Below are 25568 nucleotides of genomic sequence, written 5' to 3' on the forward strand. Positions count from 1 at the left end.
GGCGCGTCCATCGTTCGGGCAGCGCAATCCCCTCCCGAAGAGGCTATAGGCCCGCCCATGTCGCCCGAAGCCCCGGAGTCGTCCGTGTCGTCGTCCCACTCGGTCCGCAACCGGGGGGAGCTGCGCGCCCTGCTCGCGCTGGCGCTGCCCCTGTGCATCGCGCAGGCGGGCCAGTCGCTCATGGGCCTGGTCGACACGCTCATCGTCGGCCGGGCCGGCACGTCCGCGCTGGCGGCGGTGGGCCTGAGCCACAGCCTGTTCTTCGCCGTCAGCAGCTTCGGCATGGGGCTGATGATGGGCGTGGACCCGCTGGTGTCGCAGGCCATTGGCGCGCGCAACCCGGTGCGCGCGCGCAACGTGCTGTGGCAGGGCGTGTGGCTGTCCGCGTTCGTGGGGCTGGTGCTGTGGGCGGTGCTCATCACCGTCCCGTCGGCCCTGCCGTGGGTGGGCGTGGCGGAGGAGCAGATCGTCCAGGTGCGCGCGTTCCTGCACTTCCGCGCGCCCAGCCTGCCGCTGATGCTCATCTTCCTCACGGTGCGCGCGTACCTCCAGGCCATCGGGAAGCCCCGGCCGCTGGTGGTGTCCACCGTGGCGGCCAACGTCCTGAACCTCATGATGGTGCCGCTGTTCGTCTTCGGCGGTGCGTCCCTGCCCGCGTGGACGGGCCCCCTGGCGCTCGTGCCGGCGATGGGCGCGGCGGGCGCGGCGCTGTCCACGCTGCTGTGCACGGGCATGGAGGTGCTCATCGTGGCGCGGTCGGTGCGCGGGATTCCCGTGCCGGGGACGCCGTCCCTGCGGCCGGTGCTGGCGGACCAGCTGCGCGCGTTCCGGGTGGGGCTGCCCATTGGCCTGCACATCGCGGCGGAGGTGGGCGTCTTCGCGCTGGCGGGCGTGCTGGCCGCGCGGCTGGGCCCTGCGAGCGTGGGCGCGCATCAGATCGCCATCTCCTTCGCGAGCCTCACCTTCACCATGGCGCTGGGCATCGGCAACGCGGGCAGCGTGCGGGTGGGCTGGGCGGTGGGGGCGCATGACACGCCGCAGGCGCGCAGGAGCGGGCTGATGGCCTTCGCCATCGGCACGGTGGTGATGTCCGTGGGCGGGCTCGTCTTCGCGCTGTTCCCGGGGGGGCTCGCGAGGCTCGCGGGCGCGCCGCCGGAGGTGCTGCCGCTGCTGCTGCCGCTCCTGATGGTGAGCGCCATCTTCCAGGTGTTCGACGGCGTGCAGGGCGTGGGCGCGGGCGTGCTCCGGGGCGCGGGCCACACGCGCTTCACCTTCCTGGCGAACATCGTGGGTCACTACGCCGTGGGCCTGCCCCTGACGCTGCTCCTGGGCTTCGGCCTGGGCATGGGCGTGCTGGGCATCTGGTGGGGCCTGTGCGCGGGCCTCATCTTCGTGGCCCTGGCCGTGTTCTGGCGCTTCTGGCGCGTGAGCGCGGGCACGCTGCGGCCCCTGGAGAGCTGAGGCGTCCAGGAGTCGCGGTGGCTCAGGCCGGCAGGTAGTGGCGGATCATCTGCCGCCACACGGGCCAGTCGTGGGTGCCGCCGTCCCAGATGGACAGGTCGTTGCGGATGTCCTTCTGCCAGAGCAGCTTGGACAGGTGCTCGTTGGAGGGGCGGCAGAAGTCGTGCTCGCCCACGGCCAGGGTCATCTCCACGCGGCGCAGGGCGTTCAGGCGCGCGGCGTCGTGCAGGCCGGGCAGCCAATGGGGCGCGGTGTGGAAGTACACCTGTTCGTCGTGGTGGCCGTCCAGGAAGTCGTCCGTCTCGAACTTGCCGCCCAGGGAGATGAGGCGCTGGAAGACGTGCGGGTGGCGCAGGCCCACGTTGTACGTGTGGAAGCCGCCCAGGCTGCACCCGGCCAGCGTCAGCCGCCCTCCGGAGGCGCGGCCGCGCACCAGCGGGACGGCCTCGCTGACCAGGTAGTCCTCCCACTGGGCATGGCGGGCCACGCGCACGGCCGGGGCGACGTGCTTGTTGTACCAGGACTCCTCGTCCACGGAGTCCACGCACAGCACGACGTAGCGGCCCGCGGAGATGCCGTCCGCGAGCGCGCCGATGAGGCCGAAGTCCTCGGCCTGGTAGAAGCGGCCCTTGCTGGTGGGGACCAGGATGATGGGCTCGCCCGAGTGCCCGTACAGCAGCACTTCCATGTCCCGGTTCAGCCGCTGGCTGTACCAGCGGTGGTATTCGCGGTTCATGCCCGTCACCTTAACCGGCGCGTCCGCGACGCAAGCGCGGCGGGCGCCTGGACGCGCGCCGGTCAGCCGGCAGTGAACACCTGCCGGGTGGGCTCCTCACCCCTCCACGGCGTGAGGAAGGCGTCCGCCTCCCGGGCGATGGTCTCCAGGGAGGCGGTCAGCTCGTGGCCGTCATCCACCTCCACCAGCCGGACGTGGCGCCTGCCCTGTGCCCATTCGCGCGAGTAGCGCACGTCGCAGGTGTCGTCCCGGCGACCGTGGACGATGAGGGTGGGCACGCGCACGTCGGGCCAGACGCCCAGGCGGGCGTCCAGGGCCTGGGCCTCCTCCACGATGCCGTGGTGCACGCGCGTGCGGCGCTTCTCCGCGTGGTCGTCCGTTTCGAGGAAGCCCGTGCGCTCCCAGTGGGCCCAGGCTTCCGCGCCCATGCGGCGCTGGAGCTGCTCCACGAAGTGGAACGCGGGGGCGAGCAGCACCAGGGCCCCCACGCGGGCATCCCGCTCCGCGGAGCGCGCGGCGACGAGCCCGCCCAGGCTGGAGCCGATGAGCACCGCGCGGGCGTTGTCCTGGGGAGGGCCCAGCGCGTCGCGCACGGTGTCGAGCATGGCGCTCAGGCCCAGGCGCTCCATGGACGGCACGCGCAGGTTGAGGCGCTCCAGGTGGATGCCCTGCTTCGCCCAGTGCGCGTCCAGCCAGACGCCCTTGGTGGAGGCGGGGCCGGACGCGAAGCCGTGCAGGTACAGCCAGCGGGGACCCGGGGGGGAGAGGGGAGGCGCGTTCATGGCGCGCACTGTACCCCCATCAAAACCGCAGCACGGGGCCGGCGGTGATGCTCTGGAGGGGTTTGGCGCAGGCGCTGTTGTCCGTGTCCGCGTCCTTCGTGAACTTCAGGTCGCAGAACTGGAGGGCGGTGGCGACGGACACGCCCCAGTGGTCGCCGAACCAGCCGTCCAGGCCCACGCGGAAGGCCATGCTGGTGACGTCGAAGTCCTCGCGGCGCAGCTGCCCCAGGCTGTTGGGGGTGAAGGGCTTCGCCCAGCTCTTGGCCAGCCGCGCCCCCAGCCACGGCGTCACCGGCTTGTCGCCGAGGAAGCGCAGGCGGGCCTCGATGCCCACGGCGGTGTAGTCCAACTGCACGCGGCTGAGCTGGGACGGGTTCTGGGCCTGCGCGAACTGCTGGCCCCAGGTCTGCGTCGTTTCAAAGACGGCGCCCAGGGACAGGCCGGGCGGCGTCTCCACGCCCAGCCACGCCTGCAACGTGGGGCCCTTGGCGCGCCAGTCGCTGAAATGGTCCAGGGTGACCCCCGCGCCCAGCGAGGCGTAGCCATGCCACCCGCCCGCAACCGCTGGCCCTGCTGCCAGCACGCCCGCCAGCGCCAGCCACTTCCACTTCGTTTCCATCGCGCCACTGTATGCCGGCCCGGCGGCGGGGACAGGCCTGCCCGGTCGCCCGGGTGTCGTCGCGCCTGAAGGCAGCGAGGAGGCTGGCTTCGCGGAGGGCGGGGGGGCCGGCTAGGCTTGGGCGCATGTCCGGTTCTTTTGAAGTCGCGGCGGCCACCGTCCGCGACGCCCTCACCGACGCGGGTCGGGGGCTGGTGGAGCGCGAGGCGATGGTGGAGCTGGTGGCGCTGTCGGCGGTGGCGGGCGAGCACCTGCTCGTCATCGGCCCGCCGGGCACGGCGAAGAGCGAGGCGGTGCGCAGGACGGCGCGCGCGCTGGGCGGCTCCTACTTCGAATACCTGCTGGGGCGCTTCACGGAGCCGTCCGAAATCTTCGGGCCGGTGGACCTGCGCAAGCTGCGCGAGGGCGTGGTGGAGACGGAGACGTCCGGCATGCTGCCGGAGGCGGAGGTGGCCTTCCTGGACGAGGTGTTCCTGGGCTCCACCGCCATCCTCAACACGCTGCTGGGCCTGCTCAACGAGCGCACCTTCCGGCGCGGGCACACGCGCAAGCAGGTGCCGCTGCGCATCTGCGTGGGCGCGTCCAACGCGCTGCCGGAGGACGACGCGCTGGCCGCCTTCTCCGACCGCTTCCTGGCGCGCATCTTCGTGGAGCCCGTGCCCGACTCGCGGCTGGAGGAGCTGCTGACGGGCGGCGCGTCGCTGTGGCAGGACGCGGTGCCGCGCGTGGCGTCGTTGGACGCGCTCGACGTGGTGGCGGGCGTGGCGCGGGGCGCGGATCTGGGGCCGGTGCGGCCGCACCTGGCGCAGGCGCTGCGGACGCTGCGGAGCGCGGGCATTGGCCTGTCGGACCGCCGGGCCGTGAAGGTGCAGCGGCTGGTGGCGGCGGCGGCGGCGCTGGCGGGACGCACCACGCCAAGCGTGGCGGACCTGTGGCCCCTCATCTACGCGGTGCCCACGAAGGAGGCACAGGCGCTCGCGCGGGACGTGCTGCGCGACGTGCTGGCCGCGTCGGAGAACACGGCGCTGCCGGCCGCGGCGCTGGAGGCGAGCGCGGGGCCGCTGGCGCGGGCCCAGCGCATCGCGCAGGCGGGACAGGTGCTGCTGGAGACGCGGCCTCCAGATGAGGACGCGGACGCGCTGACCGCGTGGCGGCTCAAGCTGGAGGGCGTGGCGCGGGAGATGGACGCGGGCTTCGCGCCAGAGGCACTGCCGGACGCGTTGCGCGCGCTGCGCGGTGAGGTGGCGGCGGTGCTGGGCGACGCGGCGTCGCGGGCCGCGTGACGGAGGGTCAGCGGAACCCGTCGACGATGTAGACGGCCGCGCCCGAGAACTCCATGGTGGCCATTCCGGGCTTGGAGTCCTTCATCTTGCGCAACTGGCCTTTCGAGCTTCGCGCGACCGCGCAAAGGGGAAGCCTCTCGCGGTCGGGCGGCTTGGCCTCGTAGTAGCGGATGACGATCTGATTTCCGCCCGTCCAGATGCGGCCGTACATCAGCGTTGCGGGATGCAGCGGCCCCAGGCTGCTGTTCAGCTCGCTTTCGATGGGGCCCTCGCGCAGGTACACGGGGCCGGTGTCCGCCTGGTTGACATCGAACTCCATCGTCGCCCCGTCGGACACCTCCAACCCCAGGATGCGCATCGTCTTCAAGGCTTCCTCCGAGCAGGCTTCAGGCTCTGGGGTCCCGTCGGGGCGCATGGCGACCTGACCCGGAATGGGCGCGGCGGTCGCGCAGCCAGTGAGGAAGCCCAACAGCAACAAGGAGCAGGAGCGAATCACGAAGGGAGGAGCCATGAATGAGAGGGTCTACTTGTGCGGGCCTGTCTCTTCCACCACGACCAATGCTTCCCTGAGACCGTCGTGACGGAAGAGTTCTAGGACGAGTTTTTCGGATCCCTTCTTGAAGTCGAAGGTGCTCAGGTCGGCGACGACCGCGATGTTGCCCGAAGTGCCTGGGACGATCTCCGCTTGATTCATCCGCAGCGCGAAGGGCCAAGCCTTTCCAGTGGATTCGATCGACAACCGAGCCTCCCCCAGGCGCCAGGGTGTCTTCGACGTCTGATTCGTGATCTGGAAGACGACAGCCGTCTTGCTGGGATGGATGTACCCCAGGATGTTCACGGCTCCGGTGTCGCAGGTGAACCGCCACGAACGGAACTTACGGAAGGGCGTCATCTCCACGGCGCCTTGACTCATGATCGCCGCGAGCGCGTGGTCCACGGACGTCTCTTCCTGACGGAAGCGCTCGTTCTCTTCCTGCAACCGCTGCTCGCGGACGCGTGAGTCGGACAATCTTGAACGCACGGCCCCAGGACTTTCGCTGTCGCGAAAGACATTGAGCTGCTGGTCCACCCGACCGTCCTCCGGTGCCGTGAGCGCGAAGGGGATTTCCGTCCCATCCTGGAGCGTCACCCGGAGCAGGAGCGCGTCCTCGGGCAGCAGGCCCTGCCGGGGCATCAGCAGCACGGACCTCCCACTTGACAGGACGGGTTCGAAGCGCCCTTCCCAGCCCAGCAACCCGGTCCGGGCCGGATCCACGTCCTGTTCAAAGCGCAGCACCGTGGCGATGCGCGAGCCCACGCGGATGCGGGGCACTTCCTGCTGCGGGTCGTCCGACAGGTAGACGTTTCGCACCAGCGGCTGTCGCTCCTGGGCGGTAGCGACCGTGGCCGTCAGGAGCATGCCCAGCAAGAGGCTGTCGAGGCGCTTCCTCATGGGGATGGCAACCTAGCAGGTTCTCATGATTGGCAACTACCTTTTGAGATAGGTGGTTCGCGAAGGGACGCACTGGATCCACAGGGTTCCGGCGCATGTGAAGACGCGCTGGATTCAATCCGCACACGACAGCGCTCAAACGTCGTCTGGCGCGTCGACAGCGTCCATGACCGCACGCAGTTGGTCGCGATAGAGCGGCACGACTTCGGCGGCCAGTGCCTCTTCCAAGGCCCGCCTGGCTCCCGCGATGTCCCCTTCGGCCTTCAATGCATCCGACGCCTTGAAGGCCCGGCCCAGACGATAGGAGCCTTCACGGGTCCTGCGGTGGATCTCCCGCACCAAGGCCGCGGTTCCAGCGGGGGTGGTCAGTGCCTGCTGTGCGTCGGTTTCGCTCAACGCGACCTGGGGGGCCATGCGCAGCAACAGCGCGCGCAGCTCCTCGTGGGGCGCCAGTTCGGAGCCCTGCGCGAGCCCGAGGCCCAGATCAATCACCCTCCGCCAGTCGTTCGGATCCATGGCTGCTTGACCTTGGGGCCACACATGTCGAAGGGCCACTGCCGCTGACCCTGGCAGTGCTTCATGCAAGCGTCACAGTCGCCTCGCCACCTGGGCTTGATGGCGTTCTGGCATCGCGACGTGCACGCATCATTCACGGCGGGATATCACCTCTTGTTCTCCGGGACCCTGGAGGCGCTCTGCGCCGTATCCGCCCTGGGCCGGAGCTGACTAGACTGTCGGGGTCGTCCCTGGCGCGGTGTCGCCCGGGCCTGGGAAGAAGCTGGGAGTCATGAGGCCGCCACCAGAGCCGGAGCGCGTCGTCGCGGGCCTTCCCGTGCGCTGGCGCCCCAGGGCCTTGCCCCTGGAGCCGGTCGCCGTCGTGGGCGTGGGCGCGGTGGCGCGGGCGCTGGGGGCTCGGGCCGCTCGGGCGGACGACGCGACGCTGGCGAACTGGCGCGGGGTCGCGGGCCCGGACGTGCTCGTGCTCCTGGGCGAAGGCCCGTCGCTGCCGTGGGTGGAGGGCGTGCTCTACCTGGGACGGGATCCGCTGGCCCCCGCGCTCCTGCTGCCGTGCGCGCTGGAGCCCGAGGTGGCCGTGCCCCTGTTGGAGCGCGCGCTGCTCGCGGGGCAGGGGGATGCTCCGCTCGCGGTGCTGCCGGCCTCCGGGCTGCTCGTGCCGGTGGGCGCGGCCCAGCCCGTCGCGCGCGCTTCGCTGGTGGCGTGGCTGGCGCCCGTGGTGGATGGGCCGGAGGCTCCGTCATGACCTCGCTGCCCCCCGTGCTCCGCCCGTGGTCAGCGCAGCTGTCCCTCTTCCCGGAGGACCTCGCGCTCCAGTTGGGGCCCTTCGTGGCGCGGCTGTCCGTGGCGCTGGGCGGGCTGCGGCCTCGCGGCGAGGCGGAGGGTGGAGAGCCGCAGGGCTATGACGGGCTCAGCCGCCGGGGCCCCTTCGAGCGCCTGCTCGTCAGCGAGTGGCTGTGGGCGCTGGAGGCTCCCGACGAGCTGGTGCGCCGCGCGGCGTTCGGTGAGCTGTCCTTCCTCAAGCCCGCCTTCCGCCAACCGCGAGGCGCCCGGCGCACGGTGGTGCTGCTGGACGCGGGACCGGATCAACTGGGGCTGCCGCGCATCGCGCACCTGGCGCTGCTCGTCGTCCTCTCACGCCGCGCGGAAGCCGCGGGCGCCGCGTTCACCTGGGCCGCGCTCCAGTCCTCGCCCCGCTCCGACATGCACACGGGCCTGGACGTCCCGTCGCTCCTGAAGTGGCTGGAGGCCCGCTCGCTCGAACCGGCTTGCGCGCAACACCTGGCCGCGTGGCGCGAGGCGCTGGGCCTCCAGCAGTCGCCCGAGGATGCGTGGCTGGTGGGCGCACCCCGCCTGTCCCGGCTCGCTGGCGCGGAGGGCCTGTCCCGCGTGGAGGTGACCGAACCGATGGAGCCCGGCGCGCACCGCCTCACGGTGGACGTGCGGCCCGTGGCGCGGGTCGCCCGGTCGGTGGTGCTGGAGCTGCCTCCGCCGGATGACTGCGTCCGACTGCTGCGCAACCCGTTCGAGCGACGGGCCGTGACGCCCGTGTGGACGCACAAGGACCGGCGCCTCGTCGGCTTTGGCTTCTCCGGCGATGGACGGCGCATCCTGCTGCACCACGCGGACGGCAGCGTCGCGGCGATGGCGGTGCCCCACTCGCCTCGCGCCACCGTGCCCAAGCCCCGGCGCATCCAGGTCCCTGGAGGACAGCGCATCCTCGCGGCGGGTTGGCGGTACTCGGGCGGGCTGTTGGTGCTGGCACGCCAGGGCAACGACTACGTGATGCACGGGCAGGTGCGCACGCCAGAGGGATTCCGGAAGGTGCGCTACCACGCGCTGTCGGAGGCGGACCGGCCGGAGCTGCCTCCCGGCGCGCTGCCCTCGCTCCTCGTGAGCTGGGTGGCTCCGCGGGGCGAGGAGTTCCTCTGGCTGAAGGACACCCAGGGGCGGCTGTTCCTGCTGCCCCCGCTGCGCCAGGAGACGGCCCAGCCGCTCACCCCGGTGGAGGTGAAGGTCTCCGCGCTGGCCGAGGTGCGGTCCAGACCCGTCTACGTCACCCGTCCCCAGGCTGGCGGAACGGGGCGCGCGATCATCGCGCGGCTGGGAGTGCTGGGGGAGGCGGAACCCCAGTTGACCCCGCTCAACGCCCGGAGCGGTGAGGCGTACTTCGGCTACTCACCCTCCGGAGCCCACCCCGACGCGGGGTTGCTCGCGGTGCGCCACTCCGAGCACGTCTGGAAGTTGTTCCTGGACACGGGCATGACGCCCATCACCGTCCCCGAGCAGTTCCGCGTGGTGGGCGCGGTGCAGCCGCCGGCCCCGTCCCTTCCGGGCGTGGTGGCGTTGGATCCGGACCTGCGCACGTTCCACTTCTTCTCGCAGCACGAGCCCCGGACCCTGGTGGCCGCGACGGACGACGTGGTGCAGGTCGCGGCGAGCCATGGACAGCCCGTGTTCGGGTGGCTGACGAAGGCGGGCGAGCTGGTGTTGTGGGACCTGATGGAGCAGACCGTCCTCTACCGCGCCGTCCCGGAGGCCACGCCATGAGCGCCGTGGCGCGGACGCTGCGTCCCCGGGCCCACGTGCACCGGGGGACGGTGGTGGCGGTGGCCTACTGGTTCCATTCCGGCACGCTGGGCGTGACGGAGGCCCGCCGCCGCATGCTGGCCGCGTGGGCGCCCGGAGCCACCGCCTGGGTGATGGCGGGAGGCTACCTGCTGCGGCTGGCGACGCCTCGCCAGGTGGCCGTGGAGGCCGCGCCCGGGCTGCCCCTGGTGTTGGAGTCCGGCGTGCTCACCAGCGCGCCGCTGACCGCGAAGGAGCGCCAGCGATTGGCGCCGCCGCCGGGAGCCATCGTGCTGGTGCTCGCGGGGGTGGCGCGGGTGCTCGTGCCGGGCGAACCGCGTCAGGTGGATCCGGGCACCTGGCTGGACGTGTCCGGCTGGCAGCGCGTCGCGGTGAAGGGGCTGGGCGCGCCGCCACCGGCCATGCGGCACGCGCTGCCCCCCGTGCCTCCGCCCACGCGGGAGTCGTTCGGACCGGGTGTGCCCGCGCTCGCGCCCGAGGCGCAGCGGATGCTGGCGCGCATGGAGGGTAGAGAGATTGTCGTCGCGCGGAAGGGCCTGCTCTCGCGCCTGCGACACGCGTTCGGTGGCCGCTCCGAGGCGGCTCCGGGAAGCGCGATGACGGTGGGCCGTGCGGGCTTCTTCTCCCGCATGCGAGCCGCGCTCTTCCCGGGCGCGTCGGTCTCGGACGTCCAGTCCCCTGCCTCCCATGCCCACGGCGCAGCGCCAGGATGGTGGCGCCGCCTCTTCGGCCAAAGCCCTGCACGGGAAGGCCTGACTCGTGCTGATCAAGGCACGTCATCCGCCACGCCCGCGAGCCCCGGCTGGTTCGCGCGGCTCCTGTCCGGGCTGCGTGGAAGCGGAGCCCCCGTGGATCCGCACGCCTCGCCGTCCGCCACTCCGAACGCGCGGCAGGGTGTCTCCTCGCCGCTGATGCGGGCCCTCCGTTCGTGGTTGCGTGCCTTTGGCGGAGCCCCGCGTGATGCAGGCGGCGGCCCGGGTCCAGGCGGCGCCCCCTCCCCGCGGGCTCCATCCCCTCCCTCCGGTCCCGGTGCGCTCGCGCGGATGAAGTCGTGGATGCTGGAGAACACGCCGCTGGGGCGCCTCATGCTCCAGCGCAAGAGCGACTACCTGCGCCACCTGCTGGACCTGTTCGAGCAGGGCAACGTCGACGAAGCGCTGCGCCACGCGATTCCCCTCGGCAAGGACCCCGACGCGCAGGCCCAGCTCGCCCTGGGGCTGCCGGCGCGGCGCGAGGAGCTCCGCATCCAGCCCCAGCGTGGCGGTGGGGCCCAGCAGGTGTTCGGCGGCGGCGCGGTGTTCGACACCCTGCGCCAGCGCTACCGCGACCTCTTCCGCCGGCTGGAGCGCGAGGGCCGCATCGACGAGGCGGCCTTCGTCCTGGCGGAGCTGCTCAACGCGACGGAAGAAGCGGTGTCCTTCCTGGAGCGCCATGGCCGCCTGCGGCTGGCCGCGGAGCTGGCCGAGGGGCGCGACCTGCCCGCGGGCCTCGTCGTGCGCCAGTGGTTGCTGGCGAAGGACGTGGCGCGGGCGGTGGCCATCGCGCGCAGGGGCGGGGTGTTCGCGGACGCGGTGCTGCGCCTGGAGAAGTCCCATCCGCGCGAAGCCGAAGCGCTGCGGCTCTTGTGGGCGGACTCGCTCGCGGAGGCCGGAGACTGGGCGCGCGCGGTGGAGGCCGTGTGGCCCGTGACCTCCGCGCGCCACCTGGCGAAGGCGTGGGTGGAGCGGGGCGTGCGGGCCGGCGGCGCGAGCGGCGCGAAGCTGCTCGTGCATCAGGCGCTCGGCTTCCCGGAGGGCTTCGTCGCCGCGCGCGCAAACATCGAAGCGCTGCTGGAGGACGAAGCCCCCGAGCGCGCCCCGGAGCGCTTCGCCTTCGCCACGGAGCTGCTGCGCCAGGAGCCGTCGGACGCGCACGCCGCGCTGCTCACCCCCACGGTGCGCGCGCTGCTGCGCGACCGCGCCCGGGACCTCACCGTGCCGCTGGACGCGCTCATCAAGCGCCTGCGCAACCTGAGGGAACCCGCGATGGCCGCGCTGCGCGCGGACCTGAGCCTGCCCGCGGAGCCGGTCCTTCGCGCGTGGTCGGAGGTCTCCGCTTCGGAGCGGCCCCCCATCCAGGTGCGACGGGACAGGAACGACGCGGGCGCCCACGCGGTGCATGACGCGGTGGTGCTCCCGGGCCGGCGCGTGCTGCTCGCGCTGGGGGAGGCGGGGGCGCGGCTGGTGGGCGCGGACGGGAGGACGCTGGCCTGGTTCGATGTGCCGGCGTTCTCGCTGGTGCTCTCCTCGCAGGGAGACCGGGCCCTCGCGCTCGCCCGGCGGGGCGACGTGTGGCGCCTGTCGCGGCTGGACCTGGTGGAGCGCCGGGCCTCGCGCTGGTGTGACGCGGAGCTGGGCGCGTGGGCCCCCACGTATGACGGGGACCGCTGGTTCATCGCCGTGCGCGACACCGTGGTGATGGTGGACGCGCTGGCCCAGGACCTGCGCTCGCTCTGGCGGGTGCCCCAGGTGGGGGGCACGGTGCTGGAGCTGGCCGCCGACGCGCGGCACCTGTCCTTCCTCGTCCTGCACCTCACCGGGGAGGAGGAGTTCCAGCGCCTGGAGCGCTGGGGCTACGACCTGGAGGGCGGCCCGACCCTGCGCCAGCGCGCGAGCCTGCCGGGCCTGTCCCGCAGGCCGGACATCCACGCGCTCACGCCCGACGGTGAGGCGGCGGCGGCGCGGCGGGACGCCGCCGAGGACGAGGCGCTGGCGCCATGGCCCTTCCTCCCGTCGTTCGTCGGACGGCGCGGGCATCCGCTGCCCTCGGGGGCCCCGTCATGCGTGGGCGTGGTGCTCTCCCAGGGGTGGAGCGCGGCGCGGTTCACCCAGGACGCCTCCCACACGGTCAACCTGCGCGACCTCGCCGGACACCTGCGCGGGGCCTTCCTCTTCTCCGGCGTCCCACCCCAGGTCGTGCGGCTCACCGACGACTGGTGTCTGGTCCACGACCTGCTCGGCCGCGTGGTCTGGGTGGACCTGCACTCCGGCGCGGTCCACGCCGTGCCGGTGGAGTGAGCGCGCGGGCCGGCGTCAGGCGCAGCGCAGGTGGCTGGGGACGATGACGATGCTCGCGGTCAGCGCGCACGCGGCGTCGTCCACCTCCAGCACCACCCGCACGCCCTCCACCGTCACCAGCAGCGAGGGCTGCTCGCTGTGCAGCGCCATCAGCCACGACGACGCCAGGGGCAGCTCCGTGGCCGCCAGCTCCGCGGCGCGCAGCAGGTGCACGCGCACCGCGTGGCGGATGGCGTCCGGCAGCGCATGCAGCGAGTAGAGCGATTCGTCCGGCAGCCGCAGCGTGTACGGCAGGCGCGGCGGCTCCGGCTTCCGAGGGGGCAGCTCCCGCAGCCGCTCCGTCAGGTCCGACACCAGCGTCTCCGGCCGCACCGGCTTGCGCAGGAAGCCCACCACCCCGCCCAGGGGCACCTCCGGTGGACCGCTGGCGCTGGACATCATCATCACCGACAGGTGCCGCAGCCGCGCGTCCGTGCGCAGCCGCCCGTACAGCTCCCACCCATCCACGCGGGGCAGCATCAGGTCCAGCAGGACCAGGTCCGGGTGCTGGGCCCGCGGCCGGTGGCGCAGCCAGTTCAACGCCTCCGCGCCGTCCGACACGAGCGACACCACGAAGCCCGCTTCGCGCGCCGCCCGACCCACGCCTTCCCGCCACGTCTGGTCATCCTCGACGAGCAGCAGGTGGTGGATGCCCATGGTCACCTTGATTCGACCCGCTTTCCCTTGGGTTCTTGAAGCCGACCCGGGTCAAACGGGTCCCCCAGCGTTGCCTGCCTGACACTGGGCAGGGAGGACTGTTCCCGCCGGACGCTCTGCCCCCCTTCTCGAAAATGACCGTCACGCTGTCTTGTTGCAGGCAGGGTGCAATGCACACCCTGGGGCCGCCATGGCCTACCGTTTCCAGCTTGAACCGCAGGTGGTGCGCACGCTCAGTGCGTGTCCGACAGGGGTGCGCACGCGGCTCCAGGAAGAACTGGGCGCGCTCGCCAGTCTGATGCCGGGGAGGCCGGTGCCCCTGCCGGCGCGGGAGGGGGCGGCGGTGCTCGCCTGCGGCTTCCAGGTGCGCTACCGGCTGGAGCCCGGGGAGGGCCTGCTGCGGCTGACCACCCTCCAGCCGCTCGGGGTGGTCCCTCCGCCTCCTGTGTGACCGGAGCCCCACACGGTCCTTGTCGGGGCGGTGGCCGGGCGCCTAAGTCGGGGAAGCCCCTCCGCGGGTCCTCTCCTCCCGCCCACCGCGAGCCTGCGCACCGTGTCCCACCAGCCCCTGGCCGATTTCCTCTTCCAGTCCCGGAACGTCCTCCAGGACGCGTGGATCCACGAAGCCCCGGGCTCCGGGGACGTCTTCGCCCGCGTGCTGGACGCGGTGGCGGCCCGGATGGCGAACCCGGGGGCCCAGGTCTCCGACGAGTTCGCGCGCGAGGCGGCGCTGCTCGTGCGCGGCCCGGACGGACGTCCCGTGGTGTCGGGCTTCCGGCGGCTGCGGCGCACGGTGCTGCGGCTGTGGCGTGAACAGACCGGCGAGGACGCGGCGCCGGACGTGACGGAGCGCTTCCACCAGGCCGTGGACGCGGTGGAGTCCGCGGCGCTGGAGGCGTACGTCCAGGGGCGCCTGGCCGAGGCGCGCGACGCGCAGGCCGCGTCCGGGACGCAGGCCGGTCCGGAGGAGTCCGGGCCGCGCCGCTGGGAGGACATCTTCACGCACCTGGGCGTGGGCGTGGGCGTGATGGAGGCGGAGGACAGCACGCTCGTGGCGGCGAACCCCGCGCTCGCGCGCATGCACGGCCAGCCCGCTGAAGCGCTCAAGGGCCTGCGGCTGGAGGAGCTGGTGGCGCCCGAGTCCCGGGGGGCGCTGCCCCGGCACATGGCGGCCGCCAGCTCCAAGCCGTCGCACGAATACGAAGCGCTGCACCTGCGCCGCGACGGCAGCCGCTTCCCCGCCTTCGTGCACGTCACGTCCCTGCGCGACGCCACCGGCCGCCGCGTGGGCCGCGCCGCCACGGTGCTGGACATCACCCAGCGGCGCCAGGCGGAGACCGAGCGGCAGCGGCTGCTGGCCACCATTGAAGCGGAGCGCTCGCGGCTGTCGGCGGTGTTGGACCAGCTGCCCGCGGGCGTGCTCATCGCGGAGGCCCCCAGCGGCCGGCTGCTGCTGGGCAACCGCGCGCTGGAGTCGCTGCTGGGCCAGCCCTTCCGGCCCGCCTCCAGCCTGGCGGACTACGACGCGGCCCACCAGATGTTCGGCGCGGACAGCCAGCTGCTGCCGGACGACGCGTGGCCCATGGCGCGCGCGCTGCGCACCGGGGAGACGCGCACGGCGGAGCCCTTCCAGGTGCGGCGGCCGGACGGCACCACCGCGCACCTGCTGGGCTCCAGCGCGCCCGTGCGGGACTCCGAGGGCCGCATCGTGGCGGGGGTCGTCACCCTGGTGGACGTCACCGAGCGCCGGCGCGCGGAGGAGGCGGCGCGCGAGGCGGCGCTGTTCGGCGAGCGGTTCATCGCCATCGTCAGCCACGACCTGCGCAACCCCCTCAACGCCATCCAGCTGTCCGCGACGAAGCTGCTGCACGGCGACGCGCTCCCGGAGCGCGACCGCAAGGCGGTGTCCCGCATCGCCCGCTCCGGCGAGCGGATGGCGCGGATGATCTCCGAACTGCTGGACTTCACCCGCAGCCGCCTGGGCGGCGGCATCCCCATTGAACGGGTGCCCGGTGACGTGCGCGCGGTGGTGCGCCAGGCGGTGGACGAGCTGGAGGCCGCGTGGCCGGAGCGCACGCTCACGCTCCAGGTGGGCACCGGCCGCTTCGACGGCGCCTGGGACGCGGACCGGCTGCTCCAGGTGGTGAGCAACCTGGGGGGCAACGCGCTCCAGTACAGCCCGCCGGACTCACCGGTCCGCTTCACGCTGACGGACCAGGGAGAAGGGGTGTCACTGGAGGTGCAGAACAGCGGCACGCCCATCCCGCCGGACGTGCTGCCCCACCTGTTCAACCCCTTCCGGCGCGGCGGCGGCGACAACACGCACGGCGGCCTGGGCCTGGGGCTCTACATCGTCGAACAGGTGGTGAAGGGCCACGGCGGGCGCATCGAGGTGCGCTCCCGCGCTCCGGAGGGCACCGTGTTCCGCGTGCTGCTGCCGCGCGGCGCCCACCCTCCGGCGCCCTAGTAGGCGGCGGCTAATTCGGACTGCGAGCGAAAGGGCTCCAGCGCCCGCATCAGGTCATCCAGGTCCAGCGGCTTCGGGATGGAGGCCCGGATGCCCTGGGGGACCGGCCGCGTGGCCCCCGCGCCCGACACGACGATGACGGGCAGGTTCTTCAGGCGCGGCTCCTTCTGGAGCCGCTCCATCAGCTCCCAGCCGCTCATCACCGGCATCATCAGGTCCAGCAGCATCACGTCCGGCAGGGGCTGGCGCCGCAGGCGCTCCCACGCGTGGAGGCCATTGCCGGCGACCTCCACGGCGAAGCCCTCCAGCGTGAGGAACTCCTCCAGCATCTCCCGGCTGTCGACATGGTCTTCCACGAGCAGGATGAGGCTTCGCATGGCGCCCCCAGCCTCCTCCCGTCCGAGCCCGCCCGGAAAGTCCCCGTGTCCAGGGAACGTCCAACCCTGGACGGAAGCACTGCCCAGTGTGGAGCCGGTGGCACTCGCGGTGCCTTCCGGGGCGGGGGGACCGGAGGGACCCAGGGGGGCGGCGGAAACGAGGATGGGGCCTCCCCCCACCACGCTGTCGAAGCGCGGAAGGCGAAGGCCCCACCGGGTGCATCAGGCGCGGAAGGCGGCGGCTCAGCCCTTGTAGTGGTGCACGGACATGATGGGGTAGTTCATGGACGTCATGCTGATGCGCTGAGAGCCATCCGAGTTCACGTTGTTGGAGCCGATGAACTGGGCCTTGCCGTCCTTCCAGCCCGCGAACATCACGACGTGCTGGCCGCTGCCCACCTTCATGGAGACGACGTCGCCCGGCTTCGCGTCCTTCAGGTCCACGCGCTGGAAGTTCGGATCCTTGTCCAGGTTCGCCTGGAGGGTCATCACGGAGGCGCTGTGCTGGCTGTCCTTGATCTGCCCCGCCTGCTCCAGGCACGCGGAGACGAAGTTGGCGCAGTTCACGTCGTTGGGGACCCAGTCCTCCATGTCCGCGCCCACGCCGCTGCCTTCCATCTTCAGCGAGCCGGCGTTCTTGCCCAGGTGCGACTGGGCAATCTCGAACGGGCTGCCACCGGGGCCGCGAGAGGCCGGGCCCGCGCCGCCCGCGGGCGCCGTCACGTTGCCAGAGCCGCTGGAGCCGCTGGAGCCACCAGGAGCCTGGGACCCGCCGCTGCCGGAGGTGCCGGGCTCGAAGGTGTCCTTGGAGCCGGGGATGTTCAGGCTCTTGCCCGTGTAGATGAGGTTCTTGTCCTTGATGTCCGGGTTGGCCTTCATCAGGTCGCCAACGCTGGTGTTGTAGCGCTTGGCCAGGGCCGAAAGGGTGTCGCCAGACTGGATGCGGTAGCTCATGTGGGGGGCTCCGGTTGGGAGCAGTGACCCGACCGCGGTCACCGGCTGCGATTGATTCCATTCTCGCCGTTCAAGAACCCGGGTTGCGTCCTCCACCTGCTTTTCCCTGAAAGCACGCACATGGAGGGGAAGAGCACACCCACGGTGGAATCCCCGCTACGAAGTGACTGGAAGGCGGTGGCTTTTCCGCCCCGGATGGACTCCGGAGCGGATGTCGCGGCGCGCAATTTCCCGGGATTTGTGAGGGGCCCGGGAGGGCGTGCTGTCGGGCCGGGGATGGGGGGCGTGCGGGCCGCTTGAACCGGGTGGGAGGCCCTGCGCATGGTGGTGGTGTGACGACCATTGCTCATCCCGACTTCACGGCGGCGCGGTTTGGCGACTTCCCGGACGCGCGCTTCCAGCCGGCGCCCGCGGACGGCGTCCTGCCCGAGGGCTTCTTCACCACGACGAACCTGCCCACCTACGTGCGGGTGGACGGCCGGTGGCGGATGCCGCGCGAGCCGCGCATGGACGGGGCGCTGGTGCTGGACGCGCAAGGGGAGCTGTGGGTGCGCGAGGGCCGGCGGGTGAAGGCGGGCGAGCGCGTGGTGGTGGGCTTGGCGGAGGACGGCCGCGACGGCGTGTACGTGAACATGGCGTACCTGGCGGAGGGCGGGGACGGCGAGTTCAAGTTCATGACGAGCGAGGTGTCGCGCGAGAAGCCCATCGACTACGCGCACATGGCGCGGCTGTTGGTGGAGGAGCGCGAGCGGGGCGGCTATCCCATCTGGGTGACGGGGCCGGCGCTGGTGCACTCGCGGGCGCGCGCGGACATGACGTGGTTCGTGACGAACGGCTTCGTGGGGGCGCTGCTCGCGGGCAACGCGGTGGCGGTGCACGACATCGAAGCGTCCATCTTCGGCACCACGCTGGGGATGAGCGGCGCGGGCGAGGCGACGTCCGGCGGCCACGGGCTGCACATGCGGGCCATCAACCGGGTGCGGCAGGCGGGCTCCATCGCGAAGGCGGTGGAGGCGGGCATCATCACCAACGGCATCATGCATGCGTGCGTGGTGAACAAGGTGCCCTTCGTGCTGACGGGCTCCATCCGGGATGACGGCCCGTTGCCGGACGTGGTGACGGACAACCTGGCGGCGCAGGACGCGATGCGCCGGCACGCGGTGAAGGCGACGATGGCGGTGCTCATCGCCACGGCGCTGCACGCCATCGCGACGGGGAACATGCTGCCTGCGTTCGTGGTGGAGCAGGACGGGGCGCTGCGGGAGCTGCCCACCATCTGCGTGGACTCGTCCGAGTTCGTGGTGAGCAAGCTGAAGGACCGCGGCACGCATCAGGCGTTCGGCGTGGTGACCAACGCGCAGGACTTCATGCACATCCTGCGGCTGTACGTGGAGCGCGAGCTGGCGGCGCGAGCGCTGCCTCCGAAGCCGGTGTAGCCCCTTCAGCGCTGGCTGACGGCGGAGGTGGGTTTCCACTCCGCGCGGGACAGGCCGCCCTCGGTGCCGAAGAAGGCGGCGTCGCCCTCCGGGAGCACCGCGTACACGCGTGGATCCGCCAGCCGGGGCAGGGCGTGCACCGCGCCGGTGCCCGCGTCGAAGTACGAAGCGCCGAGCAGCGTGCCCACCAGCGCCCCGCCGGGCACGAGCGCGGCGGAGACGATGGCCGGGGAAGGCAGGCCGGCCGCGGTGCGCACGCGCGCCCACTTCGCGCCGTCGAAGTAGCTGAAGCCGTCCTGGCAGGTGCCCGCGATGGCGCGTCCCTCCGCGTCGGTGGACAGCGCCGTCACCCAGTTGTCGGTGAGGTCGCGGCCGTCATGGAAGCGCTGCCAGCGCTCGCCGTCCCAGCGCAGGAGGCCGCGGTCCTCGCTGCCCATCCACAGGAAGCGGCCAGAGCCCTCCGCGACGGACGGGTGTTCGCTCCAGCCCTCGGGGAGGGGCAGGCGCTTCATCAGCGACAGGGGCGCGCTGCCCGGAGTGACGACGGAGACGCCGCGTCCATCCACCAGCGCCACTCCGTCCAGCGCCCGCGAAGCGCCGAGCACGGACAGCTTGCCCAGGGCCACGGGGTTGCGGCCGCCGTAGGCCATCTGCGTCCACGTCTTCTTGTCATGGAAGCCCAGGCCGTACGTGGTGGCGACGTAGAGGTTCTGTCCATCGCTGGTGATGCCCAGCACCTGGTTGCTGGGAAGCGAGGGCGTGCGGAAGGTCTGCCACCGGCCGTCATCCCGCTGCCAGCAGGCGCCCCGGTCGAAGGTGCCCACGACGAGCCGGCCCTTGTGTCGGGCGAGCGCGGTGATGTGATTGCCACAGAGCTGCCCGGTGGGCGTCACGCGGCGCCAGCCCTTCGCCTCGCGAAGGAAGACGCCCGAAGCGTGGGTGCCCACCCAGTCACCGTTCAACACGGTGGCGCCAGCGGGAACGCTCGCCGCGTCCTCGGAGGCACCCCACGCGCGCACGTCACCGTGGCTGCCCACGACGCTCACGCCGTGCTCCGTGACGGTGAAGGACAACGGCCCCGTGGGCACGGAGCCCACCGCCGCGAGCCGCCCACGCGAGTCGATGGAGAACGCACCCTCGCTGGTGCCCACGTCCACGCCGTCGCGCGTGTCGGAGAGGAAGCGCACCGGCCCCGGCAGCGCCCACGAGCGCGAGGTGCCCAGCTCGAACAGGCGGCCCTCGGCGGTGCCGGCGAACCGGGGCGAGAACGCGGTGTACGCGGTGCCCGGCACCAGCACGGCGGCCAGTGACTCCAACCGGCTCACGTAGTCCGGCGTGCTCGCGTCCTCGGCGGCGGGCAGCGCCTGCCAGCGCACGTCCATCACCGGCGTCACCTGGAAGCCCGCGTCCAGCGACACGAGCCCTTCATCGGTGGCCACGAAGAGCCGGTCACCGGTGGACTCCAGCGCGCGGCAGAAGTGGCTGGGGAGGCCATCCTCGACGGTGAGCACGCGCACGGAGCGGCCGGCGGGCGTGAACACCTCCAGCCCGCCTTCGGTGCACGCGACGACGTGGCCGCCAAAGGGCGCCAGGTCGTGCACGGTCTCGGTGTTGGTGACGGTGGCCGCGAGGGCCAGGGCAGTGAGGGCGGAGAGCATCACGCCCGACCCTCAATGCGAACCCCGGGCCAGCCCCTCTGCCCCTCCATCCTCAGGCATTGGCCTCCGGGGGTGTCTCCCGACGACCACACCCGTGCGGCCCCAGGCCAGCGGAGGCGGCCTGGGGCGTCCACGGTGGGAGCGGACTAGAACGACTCTTCCGGCACGTCCATCAGGTCCAGGTTGCCGTGCTCCACCATGCGCGCGGCGTGGGCGATGCCGGGCAGCACCTCGTGGCAGAACCAGCGGGCGCTGGCCACCTTGCCGCCGTAGAACGCCTTGTCGCCGGGGTTGGACTTCATCCGGTCCAGCGCGACGGCGGCGTGGCGCACCAGCAGCCAGCCGATGACCACCTCCGCCACGGCGGCCAGCACGCGGTTGCCCTGGAAGCCGACGTGGTAGACGGACTCGCCCAGCTTGCCCATCAGCGTGCCGAGCATCGTCTCCAACTGCCCCAGCGCCTCCGCCAGCGCGGCGCGCTCGTTCTTCAGCTCCGGGCCGCCCTCCTCGCCCTCGGCCGTCTCGCGGATGCGCGACAGCAGCCCCTGGAGCGTCGCGCCGCCATCCCGCGCGACCTTGCGCATCAGCAGGTCCAACGCCTGGATGTGCGTGGTGCCCTCGTAGAGCGAGTCGATCTTCTGGTCCCGGATGTACTGCTCCACCGGGTAGTCCGTCAGGTAGCCCGAACCGCCGTGCACCTGGAGCGACAGCGACAGCAGCTCGTACGCCTTCTCCGAGCAGTAGCCCTTCACCAGCGGCAGCAGCATGTCGTTGAGCACGTCCGCCTCACCGGCGGCGGTGGAGCGGTGACCGCCCTGGATCTCCACCTGGTCCTGCGCGGACGCGGTGAACAGACACAGCGCGCGCATGCCCTCCGCGTGCGCCTTCTGCGCCATCAGCATGCGGCGCACGTCCGGGTGCTGGAGGATGGTGACGCGCGGCGCGGACTTGTCGCGCGCCTTGGCCAGGTCGCTGCCCTGCACGCGGTCCTTCGCGAACGACAGCGCGCGGAAGTAGCCCGCGGACAGCGCGGCCATGGACTTGAGGCCCACCGCCATGCGCGCGTTCTCGATGATGTGGAACATCTGCCGGATGCCGTCGTGCACCTCGCCCAGCAGCAGGCCGCGCGTGGGCTTGCCGTCGCCGAACGTCAGCTCGCAGGTGACGGACCCCTTCAGGCCCATCTTCTTCTCCAGCTTGGTGCACACCACGTTGTTGTGCTCACCCATGCTGCCGTCCTCGTTCACCCAGTACTTGGGGACGACGAACAGCGACAGGCCCTTGGTGCCGGGCGCGGCGCCTTCCGGACGCGCGAGCACCATGTGGATGATGTTCTCCGCGATGTCCGACTCGCCGTTGGTGATGAAGCGCTTGACGCCTTCGATCTCCCACAGGTCGCCGTCCACGTGCCGCGCCTTCGTGCGGGCGGCGCCCACGTCGCTGCCGGCGTCGGGCTCGGTGAGCACCATGGAGCCGCTCCAGTTGCGCTCCATCATCTTCGCCAGGAAGCGCTTCTTCTGCGACTCCGTGCCCAGCCGCTCGATGATGCGCACCAGCAGGTTGCCCAGCGTGAAGAAGGCCAGGGAGGGGTTGCTGCCCAGCAGCAGCTCGAACGCGGCCCAGCCCAGCGACGGCGGGGCCCCCATGCCGCCCAGGTGCGGCGGCTGCTCCAGCAGGTGCATGCCCGCGTCGTAGAAGGAGCCCATCGCCGCCTTGAGGCCGGGGGGCAGCTTCACCTCGCCGTTGATCAACTGGGGAGGGTTGTGCTCGGACTCGTCGAAGCTCTTCGCCAGCTCCTCCGTGCACAGCTTGGAGAAGGCCTCCAGCGTCTGCCGGGCCGTCGCCTCGTCCAGGTCCCCGAAGGGCGCCTTGCCCAGCGACGTGCGGCCGATGTCCAGGAACTCGAAGAGGTTGAACTCAATATCGCGCAGGTTGGGCGTGTAGTGCAGGGACGACGACGACATCGGCGGACTCCTCACGGTCGGCGCTGAGAACAGGCCCGCGCCAGGACTCCGGCGCGGGCACGGACGGGACCGTGAGGGTATCCGAGATTGATTCAGGGGTCAGTCGCGCCGGGAGTGGATGACGCGCAGCGTCTCACGTCGCTCGAAGCGGTTGCCGGCCGCGTCACGCGCGACGAACACCAGCTCATGCGTTCCGGCCGGGGTGCCTTCCGGGACGACGAGCGACGTGGTGAAGCGCAGGCCGTCCTCGGACGTGAGCTGCTGCTGCTCCTCGCCGAACAGCTCGCCGTACACGCTGACCTCCTTCGTGGTCTCCACCGCGTCCACGTCCAGCGTCACTGTGTCCCCGGGGGCAAGCTCGCGCTGGGAGAGCGCGACCTCGAAGTCGTTGCCCTGGGAGTCCAGGCGGTAGCGCACCTCGCTGCGCTGCACCCGGCCGTCCGCCAGCTCCGAGATGAGGAACACCGTGTAGTAGCCATCCGCGACACCCAGGGGCACGAGGAACCGGCCGCGCCAGGCGCCGGACACCGCGTCGAACGTGAGCGGCTTCACGAGGCCGAAGGGGAAGTAGGCCGTCACGCGGCGGGCGTCGCGCGGGGCGCGCACGGAGATGATGGGGTCGCCCGGGGGGATCTCCTCGCGGCTCAGGGAGCTTTCGAGCATGCCGTCGGGGAGCTGCACGGGGACCAGCTCCTTCACCGTCTCGCCGTTGGGGGCGGTGCGCGCCACCTGCTCCACCGCGACGAAGGACGTGAAGCGGCTCATCAGGTGGTACTCGAGCGCGGTGTCCGTGATGCCCTTCACGATGTCGGGCGTCTCACCGCGGTAGCCCTGCACGGTGAGCTCCTCGATGCGCTGGCGGGCCCAGAGGCTCTTGAGGGCGTCGTGCTCCGGGGCGACCGCCGGGAAGTGCACCGGCACGTCGAAGTGGCGGAGCTGACCGCGCACGCGGCCGGAGATGCGCAGCAGGCCGTCCCCGGTGCCGGTGAACTTGCCCACGAGGAACAGCGGCTGGCCGGCGAAGAGGTCCGGCACGCGCTTCGGGTACACGTCCGTGACGGGCAGACCTTCGGTGTCCACGACGAGCGACGTGAGGACGGGGCCGCGCATGCGCTGCTCGAACTCGCGGGCGACTTCTTCCTCGGGGCGGTGGAGGTTGACGAAGGTGGAGGCGCCCCGGCCAAGCTCCCCCATCTTCGCGATGAGGTAGCGGTTCACGCTGTTGCCCACGCCCGCGGAGAAGATGCGCGTCTCTTCGCGCAGGTGGGTCTGGAGCGTGTTGAGCACGAAGTCATCCCCGCCGATGAGGCCGTCGGTCATGAAGAGCACCATGCGCAGGCGGGCCGGGTCGTTGGCGGGCACCATGGCTTCCTGCGCGGCGATGCGCACGTCGGTGCCGCCACCGCCCCAGAAGCTTGCGACGTAGGGCAGGGCGCTCTGGATGTTCTCCGGCGTGGCGGGGACGGCGCCAGGCGCGAACTTGGTGACCTGCGTGTCGAAGTTGAGGACCTGGAAGGTGTCCTCCGGCATCAGGTGGTTGAGCACCTCCTTGGTGATGGCCTTGGACTTCTCGATGGCGAGACCGGACTGCGAGCAGGACGTGTCCAGGACCATGTACAGCTCGCGGGGGGTGATCTCCTTCTCGGTGGGGGCGAGCTGCGGGTTGAGCATCACCATGAAGTAGCCGTGGTCCGCGCCGGGGTCGCGGTGCATGAGGACGGCGGGGCGGATGAGCGCGTCGGCGACGACGTACTCCAGCGTGAAGTCCTTGTTGGGGATGCGGTCGTCGCGGCCCAGGCTGACGGTGGCGCGGGACTGGCGCTCCCGCGTCACCTCCACGCGGTGGGAGGTGGAGCGCAGCGAGTGCACCGGGAGGCCCGCGTCCAGGCGCACGGTGAGCTGGATGTCATGGCCGCTGCGCACGTCGGCGGGGAGCACGGGAGGCGTGATGCGGCTCGCGTCGGGGACGGTGGTGGTGTCCGGCGAGGTGCCTTCGCCCTGGCGCGTGGCGAGCGGCTCACCGCCGATGAAGCGGGGGCCAACGACCATGGGGAAGGTGAAGCGGTAGGTGCCCGCGTCGTAGGTGAGGCGCTCCACGTAGTGGATCCGCACGCGGATGGTTTCGCCGGGGAGGATGTTGGCCACGGACTGGGTGAAGACATTGGGGCGCTCCTGGTCGAGCAGCGCGGCCGTCTTGCCCTCGGCCTTGGCGCGCTCGTAGGTGTCGCGGGCCTGCTCGCGCGTCTGGATGACGCCCTGGATGACGCGGGCGCCGACGTGCAGCTCCATGCCGTCCACCGCGGCCAGCTCCGGCAGCGGGAAGACGTAGAGCGCTTCAAGGGGCGCGGCGTAGGGGTTCTCGAACACCTGCGTCACGGTGACGGAGGCGAGAAAGCCGCTGACCTCCGCGTCCACCTGCGTGTGCTTGAGGCTGAAGGTGCGCGGCGCGGTGTCCGGGCACCCGGTGTCCTGGGCCTGCTGCCGCAGCAGCGCCACGAGCGTGCCCTGGGACACGGCGCCCTGGCTGACGGGGGACGCCGGGGGAGGGCACGGGGTTTGGGCGAAGGCCGGGAGGGCCAGCAGACAGACGAAGAGCGTGGCGAGCGTGACTCGCATGGACGGGGCCTTGGGTTTCAGGGTGTGCCGGAGGGACATTGCAGTCCGTGGGCCAACCCCAGACGCCCCGGGAACCCCTCGGAAGGACGGGGCGTGTGGGCCGCTCGGAGACACTTCGCGTGCATCACCGTGGCCGTCCGGCCACACCCCGGGAGGTGCCCGCCCCCTGCGTCAACCGCGCGGCAGGGAGGGCGCGGTGCGCTTCCACGCCTCCAGTTCCTGCACGCGCCCGAGCCAGGTCCGGAGGTTCGCGTAGTCCGAGATGGGCAGGCGTGCCGGACCGGCGAGGGCGAACGACGCGGCCAGGGAGAGGTCCGCGAGCGTCAGGCGCTCCTGCGTGACCCACGTCCTGCCCGCGAGGTGCGCGTCCAGGAGCTGCGCGTTCTGCGCGACGAGCGCCTCTCCCCGCGCGACCTCGGCGGGATCCGCCGGCCCGCGCCCCGTCTGCGCCTTCACGAAGTTCTCGAAGACGAGGACGGTGTTCGCCGGGGCCATGTGGGCCGAGCACCAGAAGAGCCAGCGGCTCACATCCGCGCGGCCGCGCGCATCCGTCGGGAGCAGGGTCTGCCCCGGTGTCTTCTCGGTCAGGTACTGCATGATGGCGCGCGACTCCCAGAGCAGGAAGCCGTCGTCATCGAGGACCGGGACGCGCCCATTGGGGTTGAGCTTCAGGTGCGGCGCCCCGCGCTGCTCGCCCTTGGGCAGGTCGACCACGATGCGCTCGAGGGGCACGTCGAGGTGGGCGGCCACGAGCAGCACGCGGCGCGAGTTTCCGGACAAGGGATGGAAGTAGAGCTTCATGACAGTCCTCCTGGACCGCATCGGGTGGATGGGCACAATCTGCCCGCCCGCTGTGACAGGGGAATGTCAGGTATTGTCTGGCGCGGACGATTGTCCGGCGCCTCCGCACCCGTGACGGACGCGCG

General features: G+C 71.9%; 21 protein-coding genes. 8 read left to right on the forward strand and 13 right to left on the reverse strand.

The window, feature by feature from the left end:
• Positions 1-57: 57 nt before the first annotated feature.
• Positions 58-1461, forward strand: a complete 1404-nt coding sequence (locus tag OV207_RS02825; RefSeq protein WP_267552362.1) for an MATE family efflux transporter — start codon at positions 58-60, stop codon at positions 1459-1461.
• Between the two features lie 22 nt (positions 1462-1483).
• Here the strand turns inward: OV207_RS02825 and OV207_RS02830 are convergent, their stop codons facing one another.
• The 3 genes from OV207_RS02830 to OV207_RS02840 all read right to left on the reverse strand — a co-directional run bounded on the left by OV207_RS02830 (position 1484) and on the right by OV207_RS02840 (position 3598).
• The gene (locus OV207_RS02830) at positions 1484-2197 is read right to left on the reverse strand and encodes an esterase family protein (RefSeq protein ID WP_193346246.1); all 714 of its coding nucleotides are present in this window, start codon (positions 2195-2197) and stop codon (positions 1484-1486) included.
• 62 nt (positions 2198-2259) lie between these two features.
• Complete coding sequence (locus tag OV207_RS02835) at positions 2260-2979, reverse strand: YqiA/YcfP family alpha/beta fold hydrolase (RefSeq protein WP_267552364.1); 720 nt, start codon at positions 2977-2979, stop codon at positions 2260-2262.
• A gap of 19 nt (positions 2980-2998) precedes the next feature.
• Positions 2999-3598: a hypothetical protein gene (locus OV207_RS02840; RefSeq protein ID WP_267552367.1), complete on the reverse strand. Its 600-nt coding sequence runs from the start codon at positions 3596-3598 to the stop codon at positions 2999-3001.
• Positions 3599-3723: 125 nt separating this feature from the next.
• On the opposite strand from OV207_RS02840, the gene OV207_RS02845 reads away from it, so the two are divergent.
• The gene (locus OV207_RS02845; RefSeq protein WP_267552369.1) at positions 3724-4881 is read left to right on the forward strand and encodes an AAA family ATPase; all 1158 of its coding nucleotides are present in this window, start codon (positions 3724-3726) and stop codon (positions 4879-4881) included.
• 7 nt (positions 4882-4888) lie between these two features.
• On the opposite strand, the gene OV207_RS02850 is transcribed toward OV207_RS02845, so the two are convergent.
• The 3 genes from OV207_RS02850 to OV207_RS02860 form a co-directional block, all read right to left on the reverse strand.
• Complete coding sequence (locus tag OV207_RS02850; RefSeq protein ID WP_267552791.1) at positions 4889-5239, reverse strand: hypothetical protein; 351 nt, start codon at positions 5237-5239, stop codon at positions 4889-4891.
• Between the two features lie 165 nt (positions 5240-5404).
• A complete protein-coding gene (locus tag OV207_RS02855) occupies positions 5405-6313 on the reverse strand; it encodes a DUF2381 family protein (RefSeq protein WP_267552370.1) in 909 nt (302 codons plus the stop codon).
• 135 nt (positions 6314-6448) lie between these two features.
• On the reverse strand, positions 6449-6829 hold the full coding sequence (locus tag OV207_RS02860) for a DUSAM domain-containing protein (RefSeq protein ID WP_267552372.1): 381 nt from the start codon (positions 6827-6829) through the stop codon (positions 6449-6451).
• A gap of 271 nt (positions 6830-7100) precedes the next feature.
• Between OV207_RS02860 and OV207_RS02865 the strand changes: the two genes are divergently transcribed.
• Genes OV207_RS02865 through OV207_RS02875 form a run of 3 tightly spaced genes read left to right on the forward strand, consistent with a single transcriptional unit; the run spans position 7101 to position 12474 of the window.
• Positions 7101-7574, forward strand: coding sequence for a hypothetical protein (locus tag OV207_RS02865; RefSeq protein WP_267552375.1), 474 nt, complete (start codon positions 7101-7103; stop codon positions 7572-7574).
• Positions 7571-9379, forward strand: a complete 1809-nt coding sequence (locus OV207_RS02870; RefSeq protein ID WP_267552378.1) for a hypothetical protein — start codon at positions 7571-7573, stop codon at positions 9377-9379. The genes OV207_RS02865 and OV207_RS02870 overlap by 4 nt, the downstream gene beginning before the upstream one ends.
• On the forward strand, positions 9376-12474 hold the full coding sequence (locus tag OV207_RS02875; protein ID WP_267552380.1) for a bpX6 domain-containing protein: 3099 nt from the start codon (positions 9376-9378) through the stop codon (positions 12472-12474). Before OV207_RS02870 ends, OV207_RS02875 begins: the two co-directional genes overlap by 4 nt.
• A gap of 15 nt (positions 12475-12489) precedes the next feature.
• Here the strand turns inward: OV207_RS02875 and OV207_RS02880 are convergent, their stop codons facing one another.
• Positions 12490-13170, reverse strand: a complete 681-nt coding sequence (locus OV207_RS02880; protein ID WP_267552382.1) for a response regulator — start codon at positions 13168-13170, stop codon at positions 12490-12492.
• A 190-nt stretch (positions 13171-13360) separates the two neighbouring features.
• Between OV207_RS02880 and OV207_RS02885 the strand changes: the two genes are divergently transcribed.
• Positions 13361-13621 carry a hypothetical protein gene (locus OV207_RS02885; protein ID WP_193346257.1) on the forward strand — a complete coding sequence of 87 codons (261 nt, stop codon included), beginning with the start codon at positions 13361-13363 and terminating at the stop codon, positions 13619-13621.
• A 102-nt stretch (positions 13622-13723) separates the two neighbouring features.
• Complete coding sequence (locus OV207_RS02890; protein WP_267552383.1) at positions 13724-15637, forward strand: sensor histidine kinase; 1914 nt, start codon at positions 13724-13726, stop codon at positions 15635-15637.
• Here OV207_RS02890 and OV207_RS02895 read toward each other — a convergent pair.
• Both OV207_RS02895 and OV207_RS02900 read right to left on the reverse strand, forming a co-directional pair.
• A complete protein-coding gene (locus OV207_RS02895) occupies positions 15634-16014 on the reverse strand; it encodes a response regulator (protein WP_193346258.1) in 381 nt (126 codons plus the stop codon). The two genes, OV207_RS02890 and OV207_RS02895, sit on opposite strands and share 4 nt — an antisense overlap.
• A gap of 243 nt (positions 16015-16257) precedes the next feature.
• Positions 16258-16968, reverse strand: coding sequence for a LysM peptidoglycan-binding domain-containing protein (locus OV207_RS02900; protein ID WP_267552385.1), 711 nt, complete (start codon positions 16966-16968; stop codon positions 16258-16260).
• Positions 16969-17300: 332 nt separating this feature from the next.
• On the opposite strand from OV207_RS02900, the gene OV207_RS02905 reads away from it, so the two are divergent.
• The gene (locus tag OV207_RS02905; RefSeq protein ID WP_267552387.1) at positions 17301-18404 is read left to right on the forward strand and encodes a hypothetical protein; all 1104 of its coding nucleotides are present in this window, start codon (positions 17301-17303) and stop codon (positions 18402-18404) included.
• A gap of 5 nt (positions 18405-18409) precedes the next feature.
• Here OV207_RS02905 and OV207_RS02910 read toward each other — a convergent pair whose 3' ends face one another.
• From OV207_RS02910 to OV207_RS02925, 4 genes are all read right to left on the reverse strand, one after another.
• The gene (locus OV207_RS02910) at positions 18410-20065 is read right to left on the reverse strand and encodes a hypothetical protein (protein WP_267552389.1); all 1656 of its coding nucleotides are present in this window, start codon (positions 20063-20065) and stop codon (positions 18410-18412) included.
• A 143-nt stretch (positions 20066-20208) separates the two neighbouring features.
• Positions 20209-22026: an acyl-CoA dehydrogenase gene (locus tag OV207_RS02915; protein ID WP_193346262.1), complete on the reverse strand. Its 1818-nt coding sequence runs from the start codon at positions 22024-22026 to the stop codon at positions 20209-20211.
• A 99-nt stretch (positions 22027-22125) separates the two neighbouring features.
• Positions 22126-24642, reverse strand: a complete 2517-nt coding sequence (locus tag OV207_RS02920) for a VIT domain-containing protein (protein ID WP_267552392.1) — start codon at positions 24640-24642, stop codon at positions 22126-22128.
• 171 nt (positions 24643-24813) lie between these two features.
• Complete coding sequence (locus OV207_RS02925) at positions 24814-25443, reverse strand: glutathione S-transferase family protein (protein WP_267552393.1); 630 nt, start codon at positions 25441-25443, stop codon at positions 24814-24816.
• Between the last annotated feature and the right edge of the window lie 125 nt (positions 25444-25568).

It is taken from the genome of Corallococcus sp. BB11-1 (assembly GCF_026626625.1).
GTDB lineage: Bacteria > Myxococcota > Myxococcia > Myxococcales > Myxococcaceae > Corallococcus > Corallococcus soli.

Coding starts and splice junctions, on each gene's coding strand:
- OV207_RS02840 (WP_267552367.1), bottom strand. CDS start 3,598: ATGGAAACGAAGTGGAAGTGGCTGGCGCTGGCGGGCGTGCTGGCAGCA.
- OV207_RS02885 (WP_193346257.1), top strand. CDS start 13,361: ATGGCCTACCGTTTCCAGCTTGAACCGCAGGTGGTGCGCACGCTCAGT.
- OV207_RS02860 (WP_267552372.1), bottom strand. CDS start 6,829: ATGGATCCGAACGACTGGCGGAGGGTGATTGATCTGGGCCTCGGGCTC.
- OV207_RS02830 (WP_193346246.1), bottom strand. CDS start 2,197: ATGAACCGCGAATACCACCGCTGGTACAGCCAGCGGCTGAACCGGGAC.
- OV207_RS02845 (WP_267552369.1), top strand. CDS start 3,724: ATGTCCGGTTCTTTTGAAGTCGCGGCGGCCACCGTCCGCGACGCCCTC.
- OV207_RS02915 (WP_193346262.1), bottom strand. CDS start 22,026: ATGTCGTCGTCGTCCCTGCACTACACGCCCAACCTGCGCGATATTGAG.
- OV207_RS02855 (WP_267552370.1), bottom strand. CDS start 6,313: ATGAGGAAGCGCCTCGACAGCCTCTTGCTGGGCATGCTCCTGACGGCC.
- OV207_RS02875 (WP_267552380.1), top strand. CDS start 9,376: ATGAGCGCCGTGGCGCGGACGCTGCGTCCCCGGGCCCACGTGCACCGG.
- OV207_RS02880 (WP_267552382.1), bottom strand. CDS start 13,170: ATGGGCATCCACCACCTGCTGCTCGTCGAGGATGACCAGACGTGGCGG.
- OV207_RS02900 (WP_267552385.1), bottom strand. CDS start 16,968: ATGAGCTACCGCATCCAGTCTGGCGACACCCTTTCGGCCCTGGCCAAG.
- OV207_RS02870 (WP_267552378.1), top strand. CDS start 7,571: ATGACCTCGCTGCCCCCCGTGCTCCGCCCGTGGTCAGCGCAGCTGTCC.
- OV207_RS02835 (WP_267552364.1), bottom strand. CDS start 2,979: ATGAACGCGCCTCCCCTCTCCCCCCCGGGTCCCCGCTGGCTGTACCTG.
- OV207_RS02920 (WP_267552392.1), bottom strand. CDS start 24,642: ATGCGAGTCACGCTCGCCACGCTCTTCGTCTGTCTGCTGGCCCTCCCG.
- OV207_RS02865 (WP_267552375.1), top strand. CDS start 7,101: ATGAGGCCGCCACCAGAGCCGGAGCGCGTCGTCGCGGGCCTTCCCGTG.
- OV207_RS02925 (WP_267552393.1), bottom strand. CDS start 25,443: ATGAAGCTCTACTTCCATCCCTTGTCCGGAAACTCGCGCCGCGTGCTG.
- OV207_RS02825 (WP_267552362.1), top strand. CDS start 58: ATGTCGCCCGAAGCCCCGGAGTCGTCCGTGTCGTCGTCCCACTCGGTC.
- OV207_RS02895 (WP_193346258.1), bottom strand. CDS start 16,014: ATGCGAAGCCTCATCCTGCTCGTGGAAGACCATGTCGACAGCCGGGAG.
- OV207_RS02850 (WP_267552791.1), bottom strand. CDS start 5,239: ATGCGCATCCTGGGGTTGGAGGTGTCCGACGGGGCGACGATGGAGTTC.